This is a genomic window from Xanthomonas sp. 3058 (assembly GCF_014199765.1).
GTDB lineage: Bacteria > Pseudomonadota > Gammaproteobacteria > Xanthomonadales > Xanthomonadaceae > Xanthomonas > Xanthomonas campestris_B.
On the sequence record NZ_JACHOF010000001.1, the window covers coordinates 680,168 to 699,361 of the forward strand.

General features: G+C 64.6%; 15 protein-coding genes and 1 pseudogene. 5 read left to right on the forward strand and 11 right to left on the reverse strand.

The window, feature by feature from the left end:
- Positions 1-9: 9 nt before the first annotated feature.
- The 3 genes from GGR61_RS03065 to GGR61_RS03075 all read left to right on the forward strand — a co-directional run bounded on the left by GGR61_RS03065 (position 10) and on the right by GGR61_RS03075 (position 2,139).
- The gene (locus tag GGR61_RS03065; RefSeq protein WP_260286828.1) at positions 10-279 is read left to right on the forward strand and encodes a hypothetical protein; all 270 of its coding nucleotides are present in this window, start codon (positions 10-12) and stop codon (positions 277-279) included.
- Positions 276-692, forward strand: a complete 417-nt coding sequence (locus GGR61_RS03070; RefSeq protein ID WP_184620410.1) for a SymE family type I addiction module toxin — start codon at positions 276-278, stop codon at positions 690-692. Before GGR61_RS03065 ends, GGR61_RS03070 begins: the two co-directional genes overlap by 4 nt.
- Before the next feature lie 337 nt (positions 693-1,029).
- Positions 1,030-2,139: a serine hydrolase domain-containing protein gene (locus GGR61_RS03075; RefSeq protein WP_184620411.1), complete on the forward strand. Its 1,110-nt coding sequence runs from the start codon at positions 1,030-1,032 to the stop codon at positions 2,137-2,139.
- Between the two features lie 236 nt (positions 2,140-2,375).
- Here GGR61_RS03075 and GGR61_RS03080 read toward each other — a convergent pair.
- Together GGR61_RS03080 and GGR61_RS21020 are read right to left on the reverse strand one after the other, a co-directional pair.
- Positions 2,376-2,771 (reverse strand): annotated as a pseudogene (locus GGR61_RS03080) (chemotaxis protein CheW); the annotation flags it as partial.
- Positions 2,772-2,973: 202 nt separating this feature from the next.
- Complete coding sequence (locus GGR61_RS21020) at positions 2,974-3,096, reverse strand: hypothetical protein (RefSeq protein ID WP_260286829.1); 123 nt, start codon at positions 3,094-3,096, stop codon at positions 2,974-2,976.
- 637 nt (positions 3,097-3,733) lie between these two features.
- On the opposite strand from GGR61_RS21020, the gene GGR61_RS03085 reads away from it, so the two are divergent.
- Together GGR61_RS03085 and GGR61_RS03090 are read left to right on the forward strand one after the other, a co-directional pair.
- The gene (locus GGR61_RS03085; RefSeq protein WP_326520609.1) at positions 3,734-4,375 is read left to right on the forward strand and encodes a hypothetical protein; all 642 of its coding nucleotides are present in this window, start codon (positions 3,734-3,736) and stop codon (positions 4,373-4,375) included.
- A gap of 108 nt (positions 4,376-4,483) precedes the next feature.
- Positions 4,484-5,386: an XVIPCD domain-containing protein gene (locus GGR61_RS03090; RefSeq protein WP_184620549.1), complete on the forward strand. Its 903-nt coding sequence runs from the start codon at positions 4,484-4,486 to the stop codon at positions 5,384-5,386.
- 210 nt (positions 5,387-5,596) lie between these two features.
- On the opposite strand, the gene GGR61_RS03095 is transcribed toward GGR61_RS03090, so the two are convergent.
- From GGR61_RS03095 to GGR61_RS03135, 9 genes are all read right to left on the reverse strand, one after another.
- Positions 5,597-7,255 (reverse strand): chemotaxis protein CheA, encoded by a 1,659-nt coding sequence (locus GGR61_RS03095; protein ID WP_184620412.1) that lies wholly within the window; start codon positions 7,253-7,255, stop codon positions 5,597-5,599.
- 2 nt (positions 7,256-7,257) lie between these two features.
- A complete protein-coding gene (locus tag GGR61_RS03100; RefSeq protein WP_184408601.1) occupies positions 7,258-7,884 on the reverse strand; it encodes a protein phosphatase CheZ in 627 nt (208 codons plus the stop codon).
- On the reverse strand, positions 7,884-8,276 hold the full coding sequence (gene cheY, locus GGR61_RS03105) for a chemotaxis response regulator CheY (RefSeq protein WP_002813536.1): 393 nt from the start codon (positions 8,274-8,276) through the stop codon (positions 7,884-7,886). The genes GGR61_RS03100 and cheY overlap by 1 nt, the downstream gene beginning before the upstream one ends.
- Before the next feature lie 35 nt (positions 8,277-8,311).
- Positions 8,312-9,079 carry an RNA polymerase sigma factor FliA gene (locus tag GGR61_RS03110; RefSeq protein ID WP_184408600.1) on the reverse strand — a complete coding sequence of 256 codons (768 nt, stop codon included), beginning with the start codon at positions 9,077-9,079 and terminating at the stop codon, positions 8,312-8,314.
- Positions 9,076-9,960 (reverse strand): MinD/ParA family protein, encoded by an 885-nt coding sequence (locus GGR61_RS03115; RefSeq protein ID WP_184620413.1) that lies wholly within the window; start codon positions 9,958-9,960, stop codon positions 9,076-9,078. The genes GGR61_RS03110 and GGR61_RS03115 overlap by 4 nt, the downstream gene beginning before the upstream one ends.
- Positions 9,947-11,614, reverse strand: a complete 1,668-nt coding sequence (gene flhF, locus GGR61_RS03120) for a flagellar biosynthesis protein FlhF (RefSeq protein ID WP_184620414.1) — start codon at positions 11,612-11,614, stop codon at positions 9,947-9,949. Before flhF ends, GGR61_RS03115 begins: the two co-directional genes overlap by 14 nt.
- 1,125 nt (positions 11,615-12,739) lie before the next feature.
- Positions 12,740-14,833 (reverse strand): flagellar biosynthesis protein FlhA, encoded by a 2,094-nt coding sequence (gene flhA / locus GGR61_RS03125; RefSeq protein ID WP_184408598.1) that lies wholly within the window; start codon positions 14,831-14,833, stop codon positions 12,740-12,742.
- A complete protein-coding gene (gene flhB / locus GGR61_RS03130) occupies positions 14,830-15,960 on the reverse strand; it encodes a flagellar biosynthesis protein FlhB (protein WP_184620415.1) in 1,131 nt (376 codons plus the stop codon). The genes flhA and flhB overlap by 4 nt, the downstream gene beginning before the upstream one ends.
- Positions 15,961-16,078: 118 nt before the next feature.
- A complete protein-coding gene (locus GGR61_RS03135) occupies positions 16,079-19,000 on the reverse strand; it encodes a ligand-binding sensor domain-containing diguanylate cyclase (RefSeq protein ID WP_184408596.1) in 2,922 nt (973 codons plus the stop codon).
- Positions 19,001-19,194: the final 194 nt, after the last annotated feature.

Sequence of the window (19,194 nt, forward strand, 5' to 3'; positions counted from 1 at the left end):
GGCGTTGCCATGTCTACCGCACTATCCATACCGGCATCTGTGCCGGTTGATCTGTTGCCAGCTTCCGCTCACCGCATGCTGTTAGATATAGGCGAGGTGCTGCGCCGGCGCGTCGCACGCGCAGCTGTTGAGCAGGCGAGCGCCCATTGCGCGCATCCGCTGAGTTGCCAGCCCGCTGTGTTGCCGCACACTTTGTGCAGCCGGTTCGCGCGCAAGGCCGTGGCGTTGCAGCAGCGCGTTGCTGCAACCATCACCAACCACCACCCGGAGGCGCCATGACACGCCGCCGCCCACCCACGGCAACTGCCAGCGCACGGCCCACCCGCACGCGTGAGCGCCCTTCGCCGCCCAAGCGGGTGCAGTGGGTCGTTGTGGAACCCGACCGCACCAAGCTGCCACCGATGCTGCCGCCCGAGCCGGACGCCTCCCCGCAAGGCCCCGGCACGCTGCGCGCACCCCGCCGCGCCCGCCGCCCGCGCCAATGCACCGTCAGCTACACCCATTACCCGGGCGCCCACGACCACGCCGGCGACCAGCACGTGCCCCACGTCCGCCTCAGCGGCCGATGGCTGGAACAACTGGGCTTTGCCATCGGCACCAAGCTGCGCATCACCGCCAGCGAAGGGCAGCTGCTGATGGAGGTGTTGCCGCCGGTGGAGGTGCCGGCCAAGGCGCGCAGCATGCGGCGATGATGCGGCGGCTGCCATAAGCCTTGCGATTGACCTCAGTGCCAAAAGAACGGGCTCAGATTCACTTAAGGAAGTCAACCTGACCCTGAGGTTTGGACCCGTTATTCGACAAATAGCTGCCATTGTTGAATGGCCGGGATTGGTGAAATGCGGAAAGGCTGGTTTCGAAGCAGCTAAAGCGATTCCCGCCGCTTAGCCGTATCACCAAACCGGCGAGAGATTTCTGTATTGCGAGGTGGCGACACCATACAACGTCGCGTATGCGGACAGGAAGCATACGTCCGAATAGGGTGATAACCTCTGCATGGCTCAAACGCTGATGTTGGAGTGAGGAGTAAAAATGGTCGCCTCCATTAAACGCCGCACTGTTTTGGCTGCGGCATTATCCATGGCCCTGCCGATGCGTGGCTTTGCCAAACCCGGAATTGAAGCTGATAGCGTGTCCTCGGCCCTTCGCCGTCGCGTAGCCGAGGAAAAGCAGGGCACGGGGGCCGTATTGGGGGTGGTGCGCGCAGGCGAATTGAAGACCTTCCACTACGGAACGGTTGGCCTAGGTAAACTCCAACAGCCGAGTGATCGGTCAGTATTTCAGATCGCCTCGCTAACCAAGATATTCACGGCACTATTACTTGCTGATTGCGTTCAGCGGGGTGAAGTGAATCTCGTCGATCCGCTATCAATGTACATTGCAGTTCCTCCCGCCACCTTCGACGGAAATGAGATCACGCTTCTCGATTTAGCCACTCATACGAGTGGGCTACCACTTCGGCCATCCAGCCGCACCGGCCTCAGTCAAGATAATCCCTACGCCGGCTACACCGAGAGCGATCTGTGTGCTGATTTAGGTCGTGTCCATCTCACGCGCTTACCGGGGTCGAGTTTTGAATACTCGAATTTTGACTACGCGTTATTGGGTTACGCGTTGTCACAGCGCCTTGGCAAAACCTATGCTGACCTCTTGCGAGCTCGCATTCTTGAACCGCTTCGTATGGACGAGACTACGCTTGCTCTATCAACGGCCATGCAGCACCGGGAAATTTGGGGTTACGATGCGGACTTCCACTCGGCTCAACCCTGGGAATTTGGTGCGCTTGCGCCGGCAGGCGGCCTTTTTTCGACAGTGAAGGACCTGTCGAAATTCATGACACTTTGGACAAACAAAGAAAGCGGTCCCCTCTCGCGGGCGGCTTCAATGATGCTGACCGTAGATAGGCCCGGCGATAATACCGATACCAGAATGGGTATCGGCTGGCGGAAGGTCCACCCGGATGGCCAGAGTATAGCTTGGAGCAATGGAAATGGCGGCGGCGTTCGTAGCTTCATGGGCTTCAACGCCGACACGCGCGTCGCCGCAATCGCGTTTATCAACAAAACATCGGGTTTTGGAGTTGACGATATCGCGCTTGGGATGCTTGCCCCAGCTGGCTCGCATGTTCCCCCGTTTTTCTAAAACCCGGGCTGGTTTAGGATGCTTAAATATTAGCTGGACGGGAAATAACGGTTCCAGATTCAGTTCCACGGCAGCCTGGCCGTCGCCAAACCATCGCGCCCATGCTTGCGCGCGTAGCGACATAGATCGGCAGCGATGCTGGTAGTGAAACCACAACGGCCGCAGTACGCGGCCGTTGTCGTTAGATCAGGCAGCCAGGATCGTCTTGCTGATTCCCAATTCCCGATTCCCGAAAATCAATGATCGCTGGAGCGCAAGCCATCCACATCCAGGATCAGCGCCATGCGGCCGTCGCCGATCAGGGTGGCGCCGGCGTAGCCGGGCAGGCCGCGCAGGGCGCGGGGTAGCGGCTTGATGACCACTTCCTCGCGGCCGCGGACCTGGTCCACCACCAGGCCGAAGCGTGTTTCGCCGGCCTGCAGCACCACGGTCAGCAGCGGCGGTTGTTCTGCCGGTACGCCGAGCCAGCGGCGCAGGTCGATCAGCGGCAGCGTATGCGAGCGGCGGTCGAGCACGGCGCGGCCGTCGAACCAGCCCAGCGAGGTCTGCGGTGCATGCAGCACTTCGACCACGCGGGCCAGTGGTAGCGCATAGACCGCTTCGCCGGCCTGCACCAGCAGGGTCGGCAGGATCAAATAACGGTTCCAGGTTCAGTTCCACGGCACCCTGACCGTCGCCAAGCCATCGCGCCCATGCTTGCGCGCGTGGCGGCGTAAATCGGCAGCGATGCTGGTAGTGAAACGACAACAGCCGCAGTACGCGGCCGTTGCCGTCAGATCAGGCAACCAGGATCATCTTGGCGATTTCCGATTTCCGATTTCCGATTTCCGAAAATCAATGATCGCTGGAGCGCAATCCGTCCACATCCACAATCAGCGCCATCCGGCCGTCGCCGATCAGGGAGGCACCGACGTAGCCGGGTAGGCCGCGCAGGGCGTGGGGTAGGCGTTTGATCACGAAGAAGTGAATCTGGAACTGTTATTTGCACCTACAAGCAGGTCGCTGAGCAGGCGTCAGGCGCGCTCCAGAAGCGCATTGCGGGACTTGTTGTTGCGCCCCGTACATGGGAAAAGAAGAGCACAAAGATTTGCTCTGAGCTGGGCCATGCTTTGAGGCACGCAGTGGAGATGCGGATAAGTGAAGGCGTACTAGTCATGGCCGCAATTTCGATGGATGGCGATAAGCCGGCTGATCAGACACGGCACTATCGCTATGCCGCGGCCCAGATTTTTCATGGTGCCATTAGTGACGCAAAGGACGCCACTGAGGCACTAGATAAATGCCTAGCCGATTATAATTAAGGGTCTTGCCGGGGTATGTGTCGGTGGAAGAGGTGTACCTGGAACCGTTCTTTGCAACGTGCCGTCGCTATTGGTGGCGGCGCTTGGCCAGCGCGGGGCAGTTGTCGATGCAGGCGTTGCCGCCGGTGGAGGTGCCGCTCGCATCGCGCTGTAAGCGCAGTTAGCTGTGTGAACAGATAAGCGATACGATGCAGCAGGTAGGCCGCAGAAGAGGCAGCTAAGATAGCCTCATGTTCTAAACGCGGATTTGCCTTGAGCTTCAGGTTCGGCATCACACTCACAGGAGAGATAAGGTGCTCATTGCAAAGGATCTAATGCGCGTTGCAGTGACGGCATTGATCATTGGTCTGATCGTAAGCTGCAGCATTCAATCGCCACCTGCAAATACCCCCATCGCAAAGGAGCAATCAGATATGCGAACCGCAGTACCGCTGACGCGAAGCTTGCCCCCTAATGACGGCGAAGAAATGGTGCTTGAGTTCGACGTGCCCGCCCAGCCGGACGACGCAAACCCGCCAATTTTTATCGGCATTCAATTGATCGGAAGTGACACAGGCGCCGTCGCGGATGCCGCGGACAGTCTGGTACGTGCCGAAATCGTTGCAGTCGTGCATCTAGAGCGTATCCAGCAGGCTGGGTCGGCCACTGTGGAGCTGCAGCGCAGTCAACGTGTTGGAAGAGAACAAGAGGTGCCCGTTACCATCGCTGCAGACGGTATTGCAAAGGGGTTGTTCGCGCTAAATGCGGATGTCGCGACAATGGCAAGTGCTGGGCTGGCTCCGACGGGCAGGGCTTCCGAGGAACTCGCGTTTGCCTACAGCGCTTCGCTCCAGGCTGGTCGTTATCGTCTCAGATTGCGTATTGATCAGAACCGGCAAGCGTTGTTAGATGCGAATGCACAGCTATTGATTGCTTACACTCACAAAGCAAAATAAGGCGGGCGAGACATGGATGATCACGGCAAGCGCTACACCGTGACTGTCTACGTCGCTGCGGCCGGCACTCCGCTTTTGATCACCGGCGGCAACTCCATGGCCGGACACATGTACTACGCAGTAAGTGATGGCAAAAAAATTAACAGCTACGGGTTTGCCCCCTCAGAGCATGGCGAGTCTAGTGGGCCGGGAAAGGTATTTAAGGATGACGTCAGAAACTATAAAGATCCTTATTACTCGCGCACGATGGAGATTGATCAGTCGCAGTATGAGAAGCTAAAAGAGTTCGGCCAGTCGCCTGCAAAACATGGTTTCGATATGGAGTACGGTGGTGCTTCCAATAGCTGCATCGACTTCACGTGGGGCGCGCTGAACTATGCCGGGCTGCATCGTACGACAAAACAGGGGGTCGACAAGGACTTTGAGGGTGCGCTCAAGCCGGTAGGGAATATTGACGAGATCAAGAGCATTCATGCCCCCATGCCTAACAGCGGGTTGAATAAGGAGCACAGCAACCCTAAGCCCGATCAGCTGTGGTGGCAAAAAGCGATAGGAGAGGTGCAGCTACCTGGGAATCAGGTATCCCCGGGTGGAGCCAATGCAATGGCTGTGCATCCACAGCCGCACGATCCATTGCACCAGCAGGCAGAAGAGGCCGTTCGCCGCCTTGAGCAAGGTCTCGGCCGCGAGTACGACGACAACAGCGCACGGCTGGCAGCAAGCAGCGCGTATTTAGCCAAAGAGAACGGGCTGTCGCGAATCGATCATGTCGTGCTGAGCGAGAACACCAAGTCCGTGCGGCAGGGCGAGAACGTCTTCGTTGTGGAAGGTGCGTTGAACGATCCCGCTCACAAGATGGCGCATATGAAGACGAGTGATGCGATTGCGCAGCCCGTCGAGCAATCCTTGGCGCAATTACAGGCCTTGGGCGAAACTCAGCGCCAACAGCAATCCCAGCAGCAGGAGCAACAGCGAGAGCAGTCGATTGCGCCTCAACACCGGATGGTGTGAGGGCTAGTGAAGTAACGGTTCTGAAATAACGGTTCCAGATTCAGTTCCACGGCAGCCTGGCCGTCGCCAAACCATCGCGCCCATGCCGGCGCGCGTAGCGGCATAGATCGGCAGCGATGCTTGTAGTGAAACGACAACGGCCGCAGTACGCGGGCGTTGTCGTCAAATCAGGCAGACAAGATCGTCTTGCCGATTCCCGATTCCCGAAAATCAATGATCGCTGGAGCGCAGTCCATCCACGTCCAGGATCAGCGCCATGCGGCCGTCGCCGATCAGGGTGGCGCCGGCGTAGCCGGGCAGGCCGCGTAGGGCGCGGGGCAGGGGCTTGATCACCACTTCCTCGCGGCCGCGGACCTGGTCCACCACCAGGCCGAAGCGGGTTTCGCCTGCCTGCAGCAGCACCACGGTCAGCAGCGGCGGTTGTTCTGCCGGTACGCCGAGCCAGCGGCGCAGGTCGATCAGCGGCAGGGTGTGCGAGCGGCGGTCGAGCACGGCGCGGCCGTCGAACCAGCCCAGCGAGGTCTGCGGTGCGTGCAGCACTTCGACCACGCGGGCCAGCGGCAGGGCGTAGACCGCTTCGCCGGCCTGCACCAGCAAGGTCGGCAGGATCGCCAGCGTCAGCGGCACGCGGATCATGAAGCGGCTGCCGCGGCCCAGTTCGGACTGGATCTGGATCTGCCCGCTGAGTTCGCGGATGCGCGATTGCACCACGTCCATGCCCACGCCACGGCCGGAGATGTCGGTGACCTCGGCCTTGGTCGAGAAGCCCGGCATGAAGATCAGATGCAGGCACTCGTCGGTGCTCAGGCGGGCGGCGGCTTCGGCGTCGATCAGGCCTTTGTTGCGGGCGATTTCGCGCAGGCGTTCGGGGTCGATGCCGGCGCCGTCGTCCTGGATTTCGATGCTGACGTAGTCGCCTTCCTGCTGCGCGGACAGGCGCACATGACCGCTGCGCGGTTTGCCGGTGGCTTCGCGCAGGGCAGGCGATTCGATGCCGTGGTCGATGGCGTTGCGCACCAGATGCACCAGCGGGTCGGCCAGCGCTTCGACCAGATTGCGGTCCAGTTCCGTCTCGGCGCCGATCAGCTCCAGCTCCACTTCCTTGGACAGCGTGCGCGCGACGTCGCGGGCCACCTTGGGGAAGCGCGAAAACACCTTGCTGACCGGCTGCATGCGGGTACGCATGACGGCGGTCTGCAGACGGGCGGTGGCGATATCCAGCGTGCTGACCGCGCGATCGAGTTCTTCGTCGCGCAGGCGGGTGCGCAGGGTCTTCAAGCGATTGCGCGACAGCACCAGCTCGCCGATCAGGTTGACGATGGCGTCCAGGCGCTTGGTGTCCACGCGCACGGTTTGTTCGGCTTCGGCGCCAGCCTTGGCAGCGGCTTTCGGCGCGGCCTTGGCGCCGGGCGCTGCCGGTGCATGGCCGTCGTCGTGCGCCGCCGCGGCGGCGACTGCCGCCTTGGGAGCGGCCTTGACCGCCGGCGGGCCGCTCTTGGCGTCGAACTGCGCAATCAGCGAGGCCGGTGCATGCGGCACGGTTTCGCCCGAGCCCATCGCATCCAGCATCGCCTGCAGATAATCCAGCGACTGCTGCGCGGCATCGAAGTGATGCGCCTGCAACACCGCCTGGCCGGAGCGCGCCATGCCGAGGGTTTCTTCGGCGGCGTGGCACAGCGCGACCATCGGCTTGATCGCCAGAAAGCCGGCGCCGCCCTTGAGCGTATGGAAACCGCGGAACACCGCGTTGAGCTGGTCGGCTTCGTCCGGTGCCTGTTCCAGCGCGACCAGCTGTTCGCCGAGGCGATCCAGGATTTCCTGGGCCTCGACGATGAAATCGGCAGCAATATCGTCTGGAACAGCACTCATGGTTACAACCCCAATCCGGACAGCAGGTCGTCGGCGTCGTCCTGCGACACCGCGTGACGGTCCAGGCCCTTGACTGCAGGACCGGCAAGACCGCCGTCGTCTTTCTTCGGCTCGGTGTTCTTCGGCGGCAGGCCGAGCGCACCGAAGCCTTCATGCACGCGCCGCACGATCCCGGCCACGCGCCGGATGATCTGCCCGCTCAGGTCCTGGTAGCTCTGCGCCAGCGACAGCTCGGTCAGGTTGTGGCGCATCTTGTCCATCAGCGCGCCCTGGTCCTGATTGAGGCCGCCGTCGCGCAGCTGGTTGGCCAGCTCGCGGCATTCCTCGACCAGATCCAGCGTGCGATGGCTGGCCTTTTCGGTCATTTCCACCACGTGGTCCAGGCGCGAACACGCATCGTCCAGTTCGCCGGCTTCGTCAGGCACGGTGGGCAATTCGCCCAGCGCCTGACCCAGTTCGCGGGCGAGCCGGCTCAGGCCCTGCATCATCGGACGGGTACGCAAGGCGGCGAGGTGATCCACCTCGCGCTTCCAGGCGGCTTCGTCACCGCTTTCCAGTGCATCGAGCGCGCCCTGCAGGCGGTCGATCAATGCGGCGCGTTCTGCGTTGGTATCCACGGTGGCGTTCATCAGGCGGTCGCCGCCAGACGTTCGAACACCTTGCCCAGCTTTTCTTCCAGCGTCTGCGCGGTGAACGGCTTGATGATGTAGCCATTCACGCCGCACTGGGCCGCTTCGATGATCTGCTCGCGCTTGGCTTCGGCGGTCACCATCATCACCGGCAGGTGCTTGAGCTTGGCGTCGGCGCGGATGTTGCGCAGCAGGTCGATGCCGGTCATGCCGGGCATGTTCCAGTCGGTGACCACGAAATCGAACGGGCCGGCACGCAACGCAGCCAATGCGCTGTTGCCGTCTTCGGCCTCTGCGGTATTGGTGAAGCCGAGATCGCCCAACAGATTCTTGACGATACGTCGCATCGTCGAGAAGTCGTCCACGATCAAAATCCGCATGTTCTTGTTCACATCAAGCTCCTAACACTAAAAAATACGCGAAAAAATTATTCGTCAATTTCGACACCGGCATCGGCCAGTTCGAAGACCTTGAGGCGGCCGCGCAGACGCACCACCGCCTGGCCGTGAATCTGGCAGACGCGCGATTCGCTGACACCGAGCACGGCGCCGATTTCCTTCAGATTCAATTCCTGCTCGTAATACAGCGACAGCACCAACTGCTCGCGCTCGGGCAACTGGCCGATGGCCTTGCCCAGCTCGCGGCCGAATTCGCCACGCTCCATCATCTGCTGCGGATTGGGACCACCCTTGGCGGTGGTGTCCAGCTCGCCGTGGTCCTCGATCCGCGACTCCAGGCTCAGCACCTGGCCGCGTGCGGCATCTTCCATCAGACGCAGGTAATCGGGTAGCGGCATTTCCATCGCGGCGGCCACTTCGGTGGCAGCGGCGGCGCGGCCGGTGTTCTGCTCGATCTTGCGCACGGCGGCGGCGGCGTCGCGGGCACGGCGGTGGACTGAACGCGGCACCCAGTCGCCACGGCGGATCTCGTCGATCATCGAGCCGCGGATGCGGATCGAGGCATAGGTTTCGAACGAGGCGCCCTGGTCGGAATCGTAACTGCGCGAGGCTTCGATCAGGCCGATCATGCCGGCCTGGATCAGATCGTCCACTTCCACGCTCGCCGGCAGGCGCGCGGCCAGATGGTGGGCAATGCGGCGGACCAGATCGGCATGCTGGGTGACGATGTCGTTGGCGTTGTTGCGCTGCACGGCACGGTACTGCGCGGTGGCGGTCGTTGCGGTGGCGGTACTCATGCGGCCACTCCCCGTTGGATGATGCGTTCGACGAAAAACTCGACGTTGCCGCGCGGCACCGTGGGGGCCTGCCAGCGCGAGGTACGGCGAGCGATTTCTGCAATGGCCTGCGCCGACGGACTGGCGGGGTAAGCCTTGATGACGGGTTGCTGGCGCTGCACCGACAGGCGCAACCAGTCGTCCTGCGGCACGTGGCCGAGGTAGTTCAGCGACACGTCGCCGAGGAACTTTTCGCAGACCCGCGACAGCTTGTCGTACAGCAGGCGGCCTTCGTTGGGGTCGCGCACCATGTTGGCGATGATCTGCAGGCGGTCCACGCCGCGTTCGCGCGAGAGCACCTTGATCAGCGCGTAGGCGTCGGTGATCGAGGCCGGTTCGTCGCAGACCACCACCACGGTGTCCTGTGCGGCCTGGCAGAAGGTCAGCACGCTGTCGGTGATGCCGGCGGCGGTGTCGATGACCATCACGTCCAGGTCGCGTTCCAGTTCGGAGAACACGTTGACCAGGCCGATGTGCTGGGCCGGGGCCAGTTCCGCCATGTGGCGGCGACCGGAGGCGGCCGGCACCACCAGCACGCCACCCGGACCTTCCATGATCACTTCATCGAGCGTGCAGCGGCCGGCGATCAGGTCGGCCAGGGTGTACTTGGGCGAGAGTCCCAGGACCACATCCAGGTTGGCCAGGCCAAGGTCGGCGTCCAGCAGCAGGGTGCGCTTGCCCATGTCGGCAAGCGCCACGGCCAGGTTGGCGGAGATGTTGGTTTTACCCACGCCGCCCTTGCCACCGGTCACGGCAATGGTGCGCACCGGGCCCAAGGGCTCGGGACGGGTCGCCGACAGGGGGAAGGCGTTGGTCAGCTTTGCGTATTCACGCGACTGCATGGTTGTGCTCCGGAGTACAGGGCTTATCGGCAGCGCGCCGTAAATCTTCAAGGCGAAGAACGAGACTGGCGGCATTGGCGCGGTGCAGGTCGTCAGGGACCCGCTGTCCGTCAGTCACCCAGGTGATGGGCATTTGGTGGTCGACCACCACCGACAAGGCGCTGCCGAAGCGGCCGGTCTCGTCGAGTTTGGTCAGCACCACGCCTTGGGGCTTGGCGTGGGCGAAGCGGCGCACGACCTCGTCGAGGTCTGAAAAATGGGAGTTGGCGGGCAGCACCAGCAGCGAGGTGACCTGCTGGGCGGCGCGCAGCCAGTTCAGCTGGGCGGCCAGGGCGCGGTCGCGCTGGCCCATGCCGGCGGTATCGATCAGCACCAGCTTGTAGTCGCGCAGGCGATCCAGCAGCGCGAGCAGGCTTTCGGCGCTGTCGGCTTCGTGCACCGCGATGCCGAGCTGGCGGCCGTAGCTGTGCAGCTGCTCGCGGCCACCGACGCGCAAGGTGTCGGTGGTGACCAGTGCCACGTCGCGCGGGGCGTGCTGGGCGGCGAAGCGCTGCGCCAGCTTGGCAATGGTGGTGGTCTTGCCGGCGCCGGTCGGGCCGACCAGGGCGATCACGCCGCCGCGTTCCAGCGGGTCGATCGGGGCCACCGGCAGGCGCTTGGACAACAAGCCCAGCATCAGGCCGCGGCCGCGGTGCAATTCGGTGTCGGCGGGGATCTGCATGGCGATGTCGCGGGTCAGACCGGCGTCGAAGCCGTAGTCGTCCATCAACTCCAGCGCCTGCGCACGCACCGGCGAGCCACGCAGGCGCTCGTCGGTGAGGCGGTTCATTTCTCGCTCGATCATCTGCCGCATCAGCGCCAGTTCGCCGCGTAGCTGCTTGAGTTCTTCGTCGTTCTGCGTCGCCGGGGCGGCGGCGACCGGCACGGCGGCCAGGGCCACCGGTGCGACCACCAGCGGCGGCAAGGCGGCCGGCGGCAGGATTTGCGGCAGGGCGTCGTCCAGATCGAAATCGGCCTCGTCGGCCAGCGCGTCGTCGTCCTGGCCGTAGCCGGCAACAGCGACAGCGACGGGTGCGGTCATGGCCGCAGCCATGAGCGGTGTGGGTGCCGCAGCCGCTTCCAAGGACGCGCGCTGCACCGGGGCGGTGGTCAGAAAGTCGGCGAAGACCTGTTCCGGGATTGCCGACAGCGCGTGTTGCTGGCGCGGCGCGGCGGATGCGGCCACCGCGTTGGCCAATGCCTGCGCGGTGGGCGAGGGTGCGGCGCTGCGCACCGGCGCGGCCGCTGGCGCCTGCCGCACCACGTTGACCGGCTGGCGCAGCGCCATGGCGGCGATCATGTCGTCGGCGGCACTGGCAACGCGTTGACGCATGCCGGCATCGGCAGCCGGCTTGAGCGGGGCGTGCACGGGGGCGGAGGTGGCTTGCGCTGCAGGCGCCTGGTGCGTCTGGGCCGGCGCAGTGACCGGCGGTTCGGAGCGCGCGGTTTCCAGGGCGCGCTGCACGAGTTCTTCGTCGTAATTGCTGGCAGCGACGATCTCGATGCCGTCGGCGGTGCGGCGGTTGGACAGGATCACCGCATCCGGGCCGTGTTCTTCACGCACCATGCGGAATGCGGTGCGCATGTCCGGGGCAACGAAGCGTTTGATTTTCATGCGAAGTGCCTCCAGGAACGGGACCCGCCGGACGCCGGACGGGTACGTGAAAAATGTGGGTGTGTTGCCAGCGTCATGAGTTGCCTGTCCCGTTCGGTTGTTCCAAGTCCTGCTGCGCGCCCCGCACCGATCAAGCTGTGTGCGGTCTCGCCAGAGCTAATGCACGCGGCGTGCCAAAACGCGGTGCTGGGTTTCCGGCGCAGGAAGTTGGAGGGTCGGGATGGCGCGTTGGCCGTGCTGTCGGCGTTGTTGCATGAGGCCAAGTCGATGGATTGATTGGCTTTTTCCCGAAGGGCGGTGCGGTGCGGCGCGTTGTGACGCCTGTCCGTGGCTCTTGCGGTGAGGTTCTCTGAGAGCCTGCGAGTCGCCGACGTCGTGCAATCGATTGGATGGTCGGCCCGGTGGCGGCTTTCCGGCGCTGCGGGCTGCAGCTGGTGAATGGCGGTTGCCCGCGGCCGATTTGCGGCGGTGGGGTCCGTTCGCTGCCCCCATCCGCCCTGCGGGCACCTTCCCCCGCAGGCGGGGGAAGGGCAGAACGCCGGCTGGTGTAGGGCGGAGCGCTGCCTGGTGTAGTGCGGAGTGCTTGGCTGGCGTTGTTTCGCTGGTCGCGCCGCCGTTCTGGGGCGGGTGGGTTTGTGTGCTGCCCCCATCCGCCCTGCGGGCACCTTCCCCGCAGGCGGGGGAAGGGTGGAGCGCCGGCTGGTGTAGGGCGGGGCGCTGTCTGGTGTTGTGCGGAAGGAATCGGCGTCGCGGGGTCTTTTACAGTTGCCTCCATGCAGGTAGCCGGAGCCTGGTCCATCGACGTCCAACCACTCGCGCGTCACTCAAGCACTTCATTCAAGCACTACCGCATTGCGAGCTCTCTTCCCATGCGGACAGCGCCGGCCTGGGGCAGTAGGTACCGCCACGGAATCGGCCCCCTCTCCCGCCTGCGGGAGAGGGTTGGGGTGCGGGCACGGCCGATCGCGCTGCCCCCATCTGCCTTGCGGGCACCTTCCCCCGTCGGCGGGGGAAGGGCGAAATGCCGGCGAGTGTTGCGCGGAGTGCTGGCTGGCCTCACCTGGATGACGGGCTGGCGTTGCCGTGTTGCCAGAGTGCCGCCGAGCAGCGTTGGCTTGGTGACGTTTAGCTGATCGTGCCGACCAATTTCAGGCGCTTGTCTTCCGGTACTTCGCTATAGGCAAGCACCGACAGGGTCGGCACGCTGTGGCGGACCAGACGGGCCAGCGCGGCGCGGACCTGGCCGGGTACCAGCACCACGGCCGGTTCGTTGCGGGCTTCCTGCTTGCCGACGCAGTCGGCCAGGCTCTGGTGCAGACGCTCGGCCAGCCCCGGCTCCAGCGCCACGCCGTTGCCGTGGGTGGATTCCTGCAGCACGCGCTCCAGCTGCGGGGCCAGCGTGTAGACCGGCAGTTCGGCGGACATGCCGGCGATTTCCTGCACGATGAAGCGGCCCAGCGAGGTGCGCACTGCGGCGGTGAGGGTGGCGGGGTCCTGGCTGTGCGGGGCGTGTTCGACCAGTGCTTCGACGATCTTGCGCAGCTGGCGCACCGGAATCCGCTCGATCAGCAGGTTCTGCAGCACGCGTACCACCACCGACAGCGGCAGCGCCTTGGGCGTGAGGTCTTCGACCATCTTCGGCGCGGTCTTGGCCAGGGTGGCCAGCAACTGCTGCACTTCTTCGTGGCCGAGCAGTTCTGGGGCGTGTTCGCGGATCAGGTGCGACAGATGGGTGGCGACCACGGTGGCCGGGTCGACCACGGTGTAGCCCATCGATTCGGCGTAGGAGCGCTGATGCGGCTGGATCCAGGTGGCGTCCAGGCCGAACGCCGGGTCCTTGCCGGGAATGCCGTCCAGCTGGCCGAGCGCACCGCCCGGGTCCAGCGCCAGTTCGCGGTCGGGGTAGATCTCGGCGGTGGCCACCGGCACGCCGTGCACCAGCAGGCGGTAGGCGTTGGCCGACAGCTCCAGGTTGTCGCGGATGTGCACCGGCGGGACCAGGAAGCCGATGTCCTGGGTGAGCTTGCGACGCACGCCCTTGATGCGCGCCATCAGTTCGCCGCCCTGGTTCTTGTCCACCAGCGGGATCAGCCGGTAGCCCACTTCCAGGCCCAGTGGGTCGATCGGGCGCAGCTCGTCCCAGCTCAGTTCCGAACTGGCCTGGGCGGCAGTGGCCGCGGCGGCGGCCTTCGGGTCGGTGGCCGGGTCGCCGGTCGGCGGGATGACCAGGCTGCGCTTGTACATTTTCCAGGCGATCACGCCCAGGATCAGGCCGAGCGTCAAAAACGCGACGTTCGGCATGCCCGGCACCAGGCCGACCAGGCCCAGGATGGCCGCAGCCACCGCCAACGCTCGGTGCTGGCCGAACACCTGGCTGATCATGGCGCCGCGCATGTCCTGCGCCCGCGAGGCGCGGGTGACCAGCAAGGCTACCGAGGACGACACCAGCAAGGCCGGCAGCTGCGCCACCAAACCGTCACCGATCGACAGCAGGGTGTAGGTGGAGGCGGCATCCACAAAGCTCATGTCGTGCTGGAACATGCCCACCGCCATGCCGCCGATGAGGTTGATGAACAGGATCATGATGGCGGCGATGGCGTCGCCGCGGATGAACTTGTTGGCGCCGTCCATCGCGCCGTAGAAGTCGGCTTCCTCGCGCACTTCTTCGCGGCGGGCCTTGGCTTCCTCACGCGTCAGCAAACCGGCGTTGAGGTCGGCGTCGATGGCCATCTGCTTGCCGGGCATGGCGTCCAGGATGAAGCGCGCGGTCACTTCCGACACGCGCCCGGCACCCTTGGTGATGACCACGAAGTTGATGATGGTCAGGATCGCGAACACCACGATACCCACGGCGTAGTTGCCGCCGATCACGAACTGGCCGAAGGCTTCGATGACCTTGCCGGCTGCGGCGTGGCCGTCCTGGCCGTTGATCAGGATCACGCGGCTGGAGGCGACGTTGAGCGCCAGCCGCAGCATCGTGGTCATCAACAGCACGATCGGGAAGATGGTGAATTCCAGCGGGCGCTGCACGTAGATCACCGCCAGCAGCACCATCAGCGAGATGGCGATGTTGAAGGTGAACAAGGCGTCCAGCACCGGTGCGGCCAGCGGCACCATCAGCATGGCCAGCATGGCCATCAGCGCCAGCGGGGCGCCCAGGCCGTTGCGCAGCAACTCCATCACGCGACGGGCATTCAGCGGGGCGGGTTGGGCGCTCATGCGCTGGCTCCCTTGCCGAACTCATCCACTTCCAGGGAAGGCAATTCCGGCATCGGGCCGCCGTTCCAGCCGCGCAGCTGGTAGACGTAGGACAGCACCTGGGCCACGACCGAATAGAGTCTCACGGGAATTTCCTTGCCAATTTGAGCTTCTCTATACAAGGCGCGTGCCAAAGGCGGGGCGGTGACGATCGCCACCCGGTGTTGTTCGCAGACTTCGCGGATGCGGAAGGCCATTTCGTCCACGCCCTTGGCCACCACGATCGGGGCGCGCATCTTGCCGCCCTCGTACTTGAGCGCGACCGCGTAGTGAGTCGGATTCATCAGCACCACGTCGGCCTTGGGCACCGCTTCCATCATCTGGCGCTGCGACATCTGCATCTGCATCTGGCGGATGCGGCCCTTCACTTCCGGGCTGCCCTCGCTTTCCTTCATCTCGCGCTTGATCTCTTCGCGGGTCATCTTGAGCTTCCGCATCCAGTTCCACTTCTGGTATGGCGCGTCGATGGCGGCCAGCAGCACCAAGGCGCCTGCGGTGTAGAACAGCAGGCTCTTGGTGAAGTCCAGGCCGTTGCCGACGGCCTGCTCCAGCGGCTGGTTCACCAGCGAGCGCAGCCCGTGCAGGCCCTTGGAGATGCACAGGCTGGCGGCCAGGCCGACGAACAGCAGCCGCAGCACCGACTTGACCAGCTCGGCCAGGCTGTTGCTGCCCCACATGCGCTTGAGCCCGTTGGCCGGGTTGAGCTTGTTGAGGTCGGGCATGATCGCCTTGCTGGAAAAATGCAGGCCGCTCATCAGCAGCGGACCGGCCAGCCCGGCGGCCAGGCAGATCCCGACCAGCGGCATCATCACCCACAGCAGTTGCAGCAGCAGGTCGCCGAAATGACCGAACAGCGCCATCGGGTTTTCACGCATTTTCGGGTCCGGGCTGAGCGCGGTCTTCATCCAGACACTGGCGCCATCGCCGATGCTGCGCGCCAGGGCCATCAGCGCGAACACGCCGGCACCGAAGACCGCGGCGGTGGACAACTCGCGCGATTGCGGGATGTTGCCCTGTTCGCGGGCTTCGCGCAGGCGTTTTTCGGTGGGAAGCTCTGTGCGTTCGCCGCCGTCTTCGGACTCGGACATGGAGGTGCCGGTGACTGGTCAGCCCTGTCTGATGCAAGCCACGTTCCAGTTATCGGGCGGGCGACGCCGCATTGGCTGGCCAGGGCGGCGACAGCGCGGCCTCAGGGCGTGCGTGCAGTCAGGCCACCGAGGACTGCGGTTCTTCCGGTTCGATGCGGTTGCGCCCGTAGTGCTTGGCCCGATACAAGGCCTCGTCCGCGCGCGCCAGCAAGGTAGCGTCGGTGTCGCCGAGACGGAACCAGGCCACCCCGATCGAGCAGGTCACCTGCAGCGCGCACGCGGCGCCGACCTCGTACGGGGCCAGGCTGATGGTCTGGTGGATGGCGCGCAGGCGATGCTGGCTCTGTCGGGTCATGCCCGGCAGCAACAGCAGCAGTTCTTCGCCGCCGTACCGGCCTACCTTGTCCGAATCGCGCAGGCAGGCGGTCAGGCGCGCGCCGACCATGGCCAGCACCGCGTCGCCGACCAGATGGCCGTGCTCGTCGTTGACCAGCTTGAAATGATCCAGGTCGATCAGCACCACCGCCAGCGGGTGTTGGCCGTGGGCGCAGGCCTCCAGTTCCTCTGCCATCGCTTCGAGCACGCCGGAGCGGTTGAGCAAGCCGGTGAGGGCATCGTGGCTGGCCTTCAGCGCCAGCGCTGCGCGGGCGCTTTCCAGATCGCGTTTTTCGCGTTCCAGTTGATGGGTGCGCTCGGCGACCAGCGCGGTCAACATGCGTCCGCGTGCCACCAGGTGTCGGGTGCGCCAGCGCCACAATCCGACCAGCAGGCCGCTGCCGATCAGCAAGTAGAGCGCGATGGCCGGGGGGCTGCGCCACCATAACGGTGCCACTGCGAAGGGCAACTCGGTGACCGCCGAGGCAGTGCGCCGATAGCGGTCCAGCACCTGTACCTGCAGGCGGAAGTGACCGGACGGCAGCGGCGGCTGGTCGATCGACAGGTTATCGCTCTGGATCCATTCGTCGTGCAGCCCGAGCAGGCGATACCGCACCGTGAGGCGGCTGGGATCGTCATAGACCTCCAGTGTGGACAGCTCGATATGCAGCGGTTTGTCGCTCCAGCCGATCAATTGGCCGGGTGCGACCTGCACCCCGTCGCGGCTGATGCTGTCGATACGCACGCTGGGCTGGCGCGCGTCGAACAAGCGGCCCGGGTCGCGCAGATGCGTTACCCCGCGCGCAGTGCCGATCCACACCGAGCCATCGGCATCCTCGGCAAACGCCGATTCGGACACGTCGTCCCAGATCAGCCCCTGCGATTGCGACAGGTGCGCCCAACGCTCGCCGTCGTAAACCTCCACCCCGCGCGCATGGCCGACCCAGACCCGGCCCACGCTATCGCTGCGCAGCAGGTACACGCCGACATCGCGCAGCGCTTCATCTTTGACGATCTGCAGGTCCAGGCCATCGGGCTGCAGCGTGCCGTGCCACAGGCCGGGTCGGTAGAACGCCATCCAGACTTCGCCGCTGTCGCCGATGTGGAATTTGCCGATCCACGGGTCGGCCGCAGCGCCATTGACCCGCACCGGCACCCTCGACCATTGCTCATCCTGCAGACGGAACAGCCCATTGGCGCTGGCTACCCACAGGGTGCCGTCGGCGGTCTGCTGGATATCGGTATAGGCGATCGCCGGCATGTCGGTCACTGTTCGCAGCGCGCCGCCTTCCAGTGGGCGTTCGATCACGAACAGGCCGCCGAAACTGAGCAACCACAACCGCCCCTGGCGGTCCATGAACGCGCGGCGCGCGGTGCGTGGAAGTTTGGCGATCTCGACGCTGCGGCCGTCGGGCCAGGTGCGGCGCAGGAATCCGGCCGAATTCAGCGTCCACAGGCTGCCGTCGTTGCTGCGCACCATGCCAACGACCTGGATTCCGGCAGCGGGCAAGGCAGGAACGAAGCGTCCACGCGGATCGGCCTGACGGCCTAGGCCGTGCTCGTTGCCAACCAGCAGCGCGCCTTGCGCATCGCGGGTGATCGACCAGGTCGGCGCGGCCGGCATGCCTTGGGTGGCGTCCCAGTTCTCTATCCAGTCGTAGCCGGCCCAACGCACCAGGCCTTCGCCGTCCACGGTCATCCAGACATCGCCGTCGCGGTCCACCACGATCGCGTCGCTGCTGCCGGGGGGCAGCCCGTTGTCGGCACCGAAGGTACGCCACTGGCCGTTTTCCCAGCGCACCAGGCCATCGTTGCGGCGCACCAGTACGCGGCCTTCCCGATCCAGCACCAGCGGCGCCTGTGGCCCGACCGTGCTGCCATCCAGCAACGGCAGCGGGCGCACGCTGAACTGGGTGGCGCCCGGCGCGCGATAGAGCAGGGTGCCGGTTCCGCGAACCCACAGTGCGCCGTCGTGATCGCGCAGCACGCTGTACCAGCGGTCCTCCGGCACGCCTTGTTGCGGTCCGTAGACCTGGACCTTGCGCTGGGCATCGACGGCGCACAGCTTGCGTTCGCAGCCTACCCACAGCGTCTCGCCCACCACCGACAGGCTCAGCACCCGCGACAGCTCGGGCACGCGTACACGCGTTGCAGTGTCCAGCAGCGGTTCGCTATGCCAACGGCCGTTGCTGCGCTCGCTCAGGCGTTCCAGCGTGCCGCCGTTGAGCATCACCGTTCCCCACGACGGGCTGGCCAGCAACAGGTCTGCCTGCAGATGTTCGGCTTCATCCGGCGACAGTTTGCGGAATCCCCGCTCGTCGCCCACGAATAGTGTCTGAAATCCGGCGACCCACAGCCGCCCGTCGGCGGCTTCGGTCATTGCGCTGATCGGCTCGTTGCGCAGGCCATCCAGCGACACTTGCTGAAAGACGCGCCCGTTGTAGCGATACAGCCCGCTCTCGGTGCACACCCATATCAACGTGGCGCGCGTCTGCAGCAGGCAGGTGCCGGCCAGCCCGAGCAGTCCCTGGTCGTGGGCGTAACGACGGATGCTCGCGGTCTGCGCGCCGGCCAGATCGGCCAGCGACAGCAAGGCCAGCAACAGCACCGCGACAAACGGTGTGTGCCGGCCAGACGACCTCCATTGGCGATGCTGGCACCCCACGGGCGTTGCAATCTCCCACGTTCGGCCACGTGTGTCCGCGCCCTCGCGCGGTGCCTCACGCTTGCCATGGGCGGCCCCGATACTAGGCCGCGATACACGTACTAACGGCTGCTGAGTCAGGTTTCTTTAGAAAAACCGGCTGTACATGCTGGCCGCCACTGTGCTTTGTCACTCTTGTCCCGTGGCAGCGGCGG

Coding starts and splice junctions, on each gene's coding strand:
- GGR61_RS03075 (WP_184620411.1), top strand. CDS start 1,030: ATGGTCGCCTCCATTAAACGCCGCACTGTTTTGGCTGCGGCATTATCC.
- flhA (WP_184408598.1), bottom strand. CDS start 14,833: ATGAGCGCCCAACCCGCCCCGCTGAATGCCCGTCGCGTGATGGAGTTG.
- GGR61_RS03090 (WP_184620549.1), top strand. CDS start 4,484: ATGTACTACGCAGTAAGTGATGGCAAAAAAATTAACAGCTACGGGTTT.
- GGR61_RS03095 (WP_184620412.1), bottom strand. CDS start 7,255: ATGAGTGCTGTTCCAGACGATATTGCTGCCGATTTCATCGTCGAGGCC.
- flhB (WP_184620415.1), bottom strand. CDS start 15,960: ATGTCCGAGTCCGAAGACGGCGGCGAACGCACAGAGCTTCCCACCGAA.
- GGR61_RS03070 (WP_184620410.1), top strand. CDS start 276: ATGACACGCCGCCGCCCACCCACGGCAACTGCCAGCGCACGGCCCACC.
- GGR61_RS03115 (WP_184620413.1), bottom strand. CDS start 9,960: ATGCAGTCGCGTGAATACGCAAAGCTGACCAACGCCTTCCCCCTGTCG.
- flhF (WP_184620414.1), bottom strand. CDS start 11,614: ATGAAAATCAAACGCTTCGTTGCCCCGGACATGCGCACCGCATTCCGC.
- GGR61_RS03110 (WP_184408600.1), bottom strand. CDS start 9,079: ATGAGTACCGCCACCGCAACGACCGCCACCGCGCAGTACCGTGCCGTG.
- GGR61_RS03100 (WP_184408601.1), bottom strand. CDS start 7,884: ATGAACGCCACCGTGGATACCAACGCAGAACGCGCCGCATTGATCGAC.
- GGR61_RS03065 (WP_260286828.1), top strand. CDS start 10: ATGTCTACCGCACTATCCATACCGGCATCTGTGCCGGTTGATCTGTTG.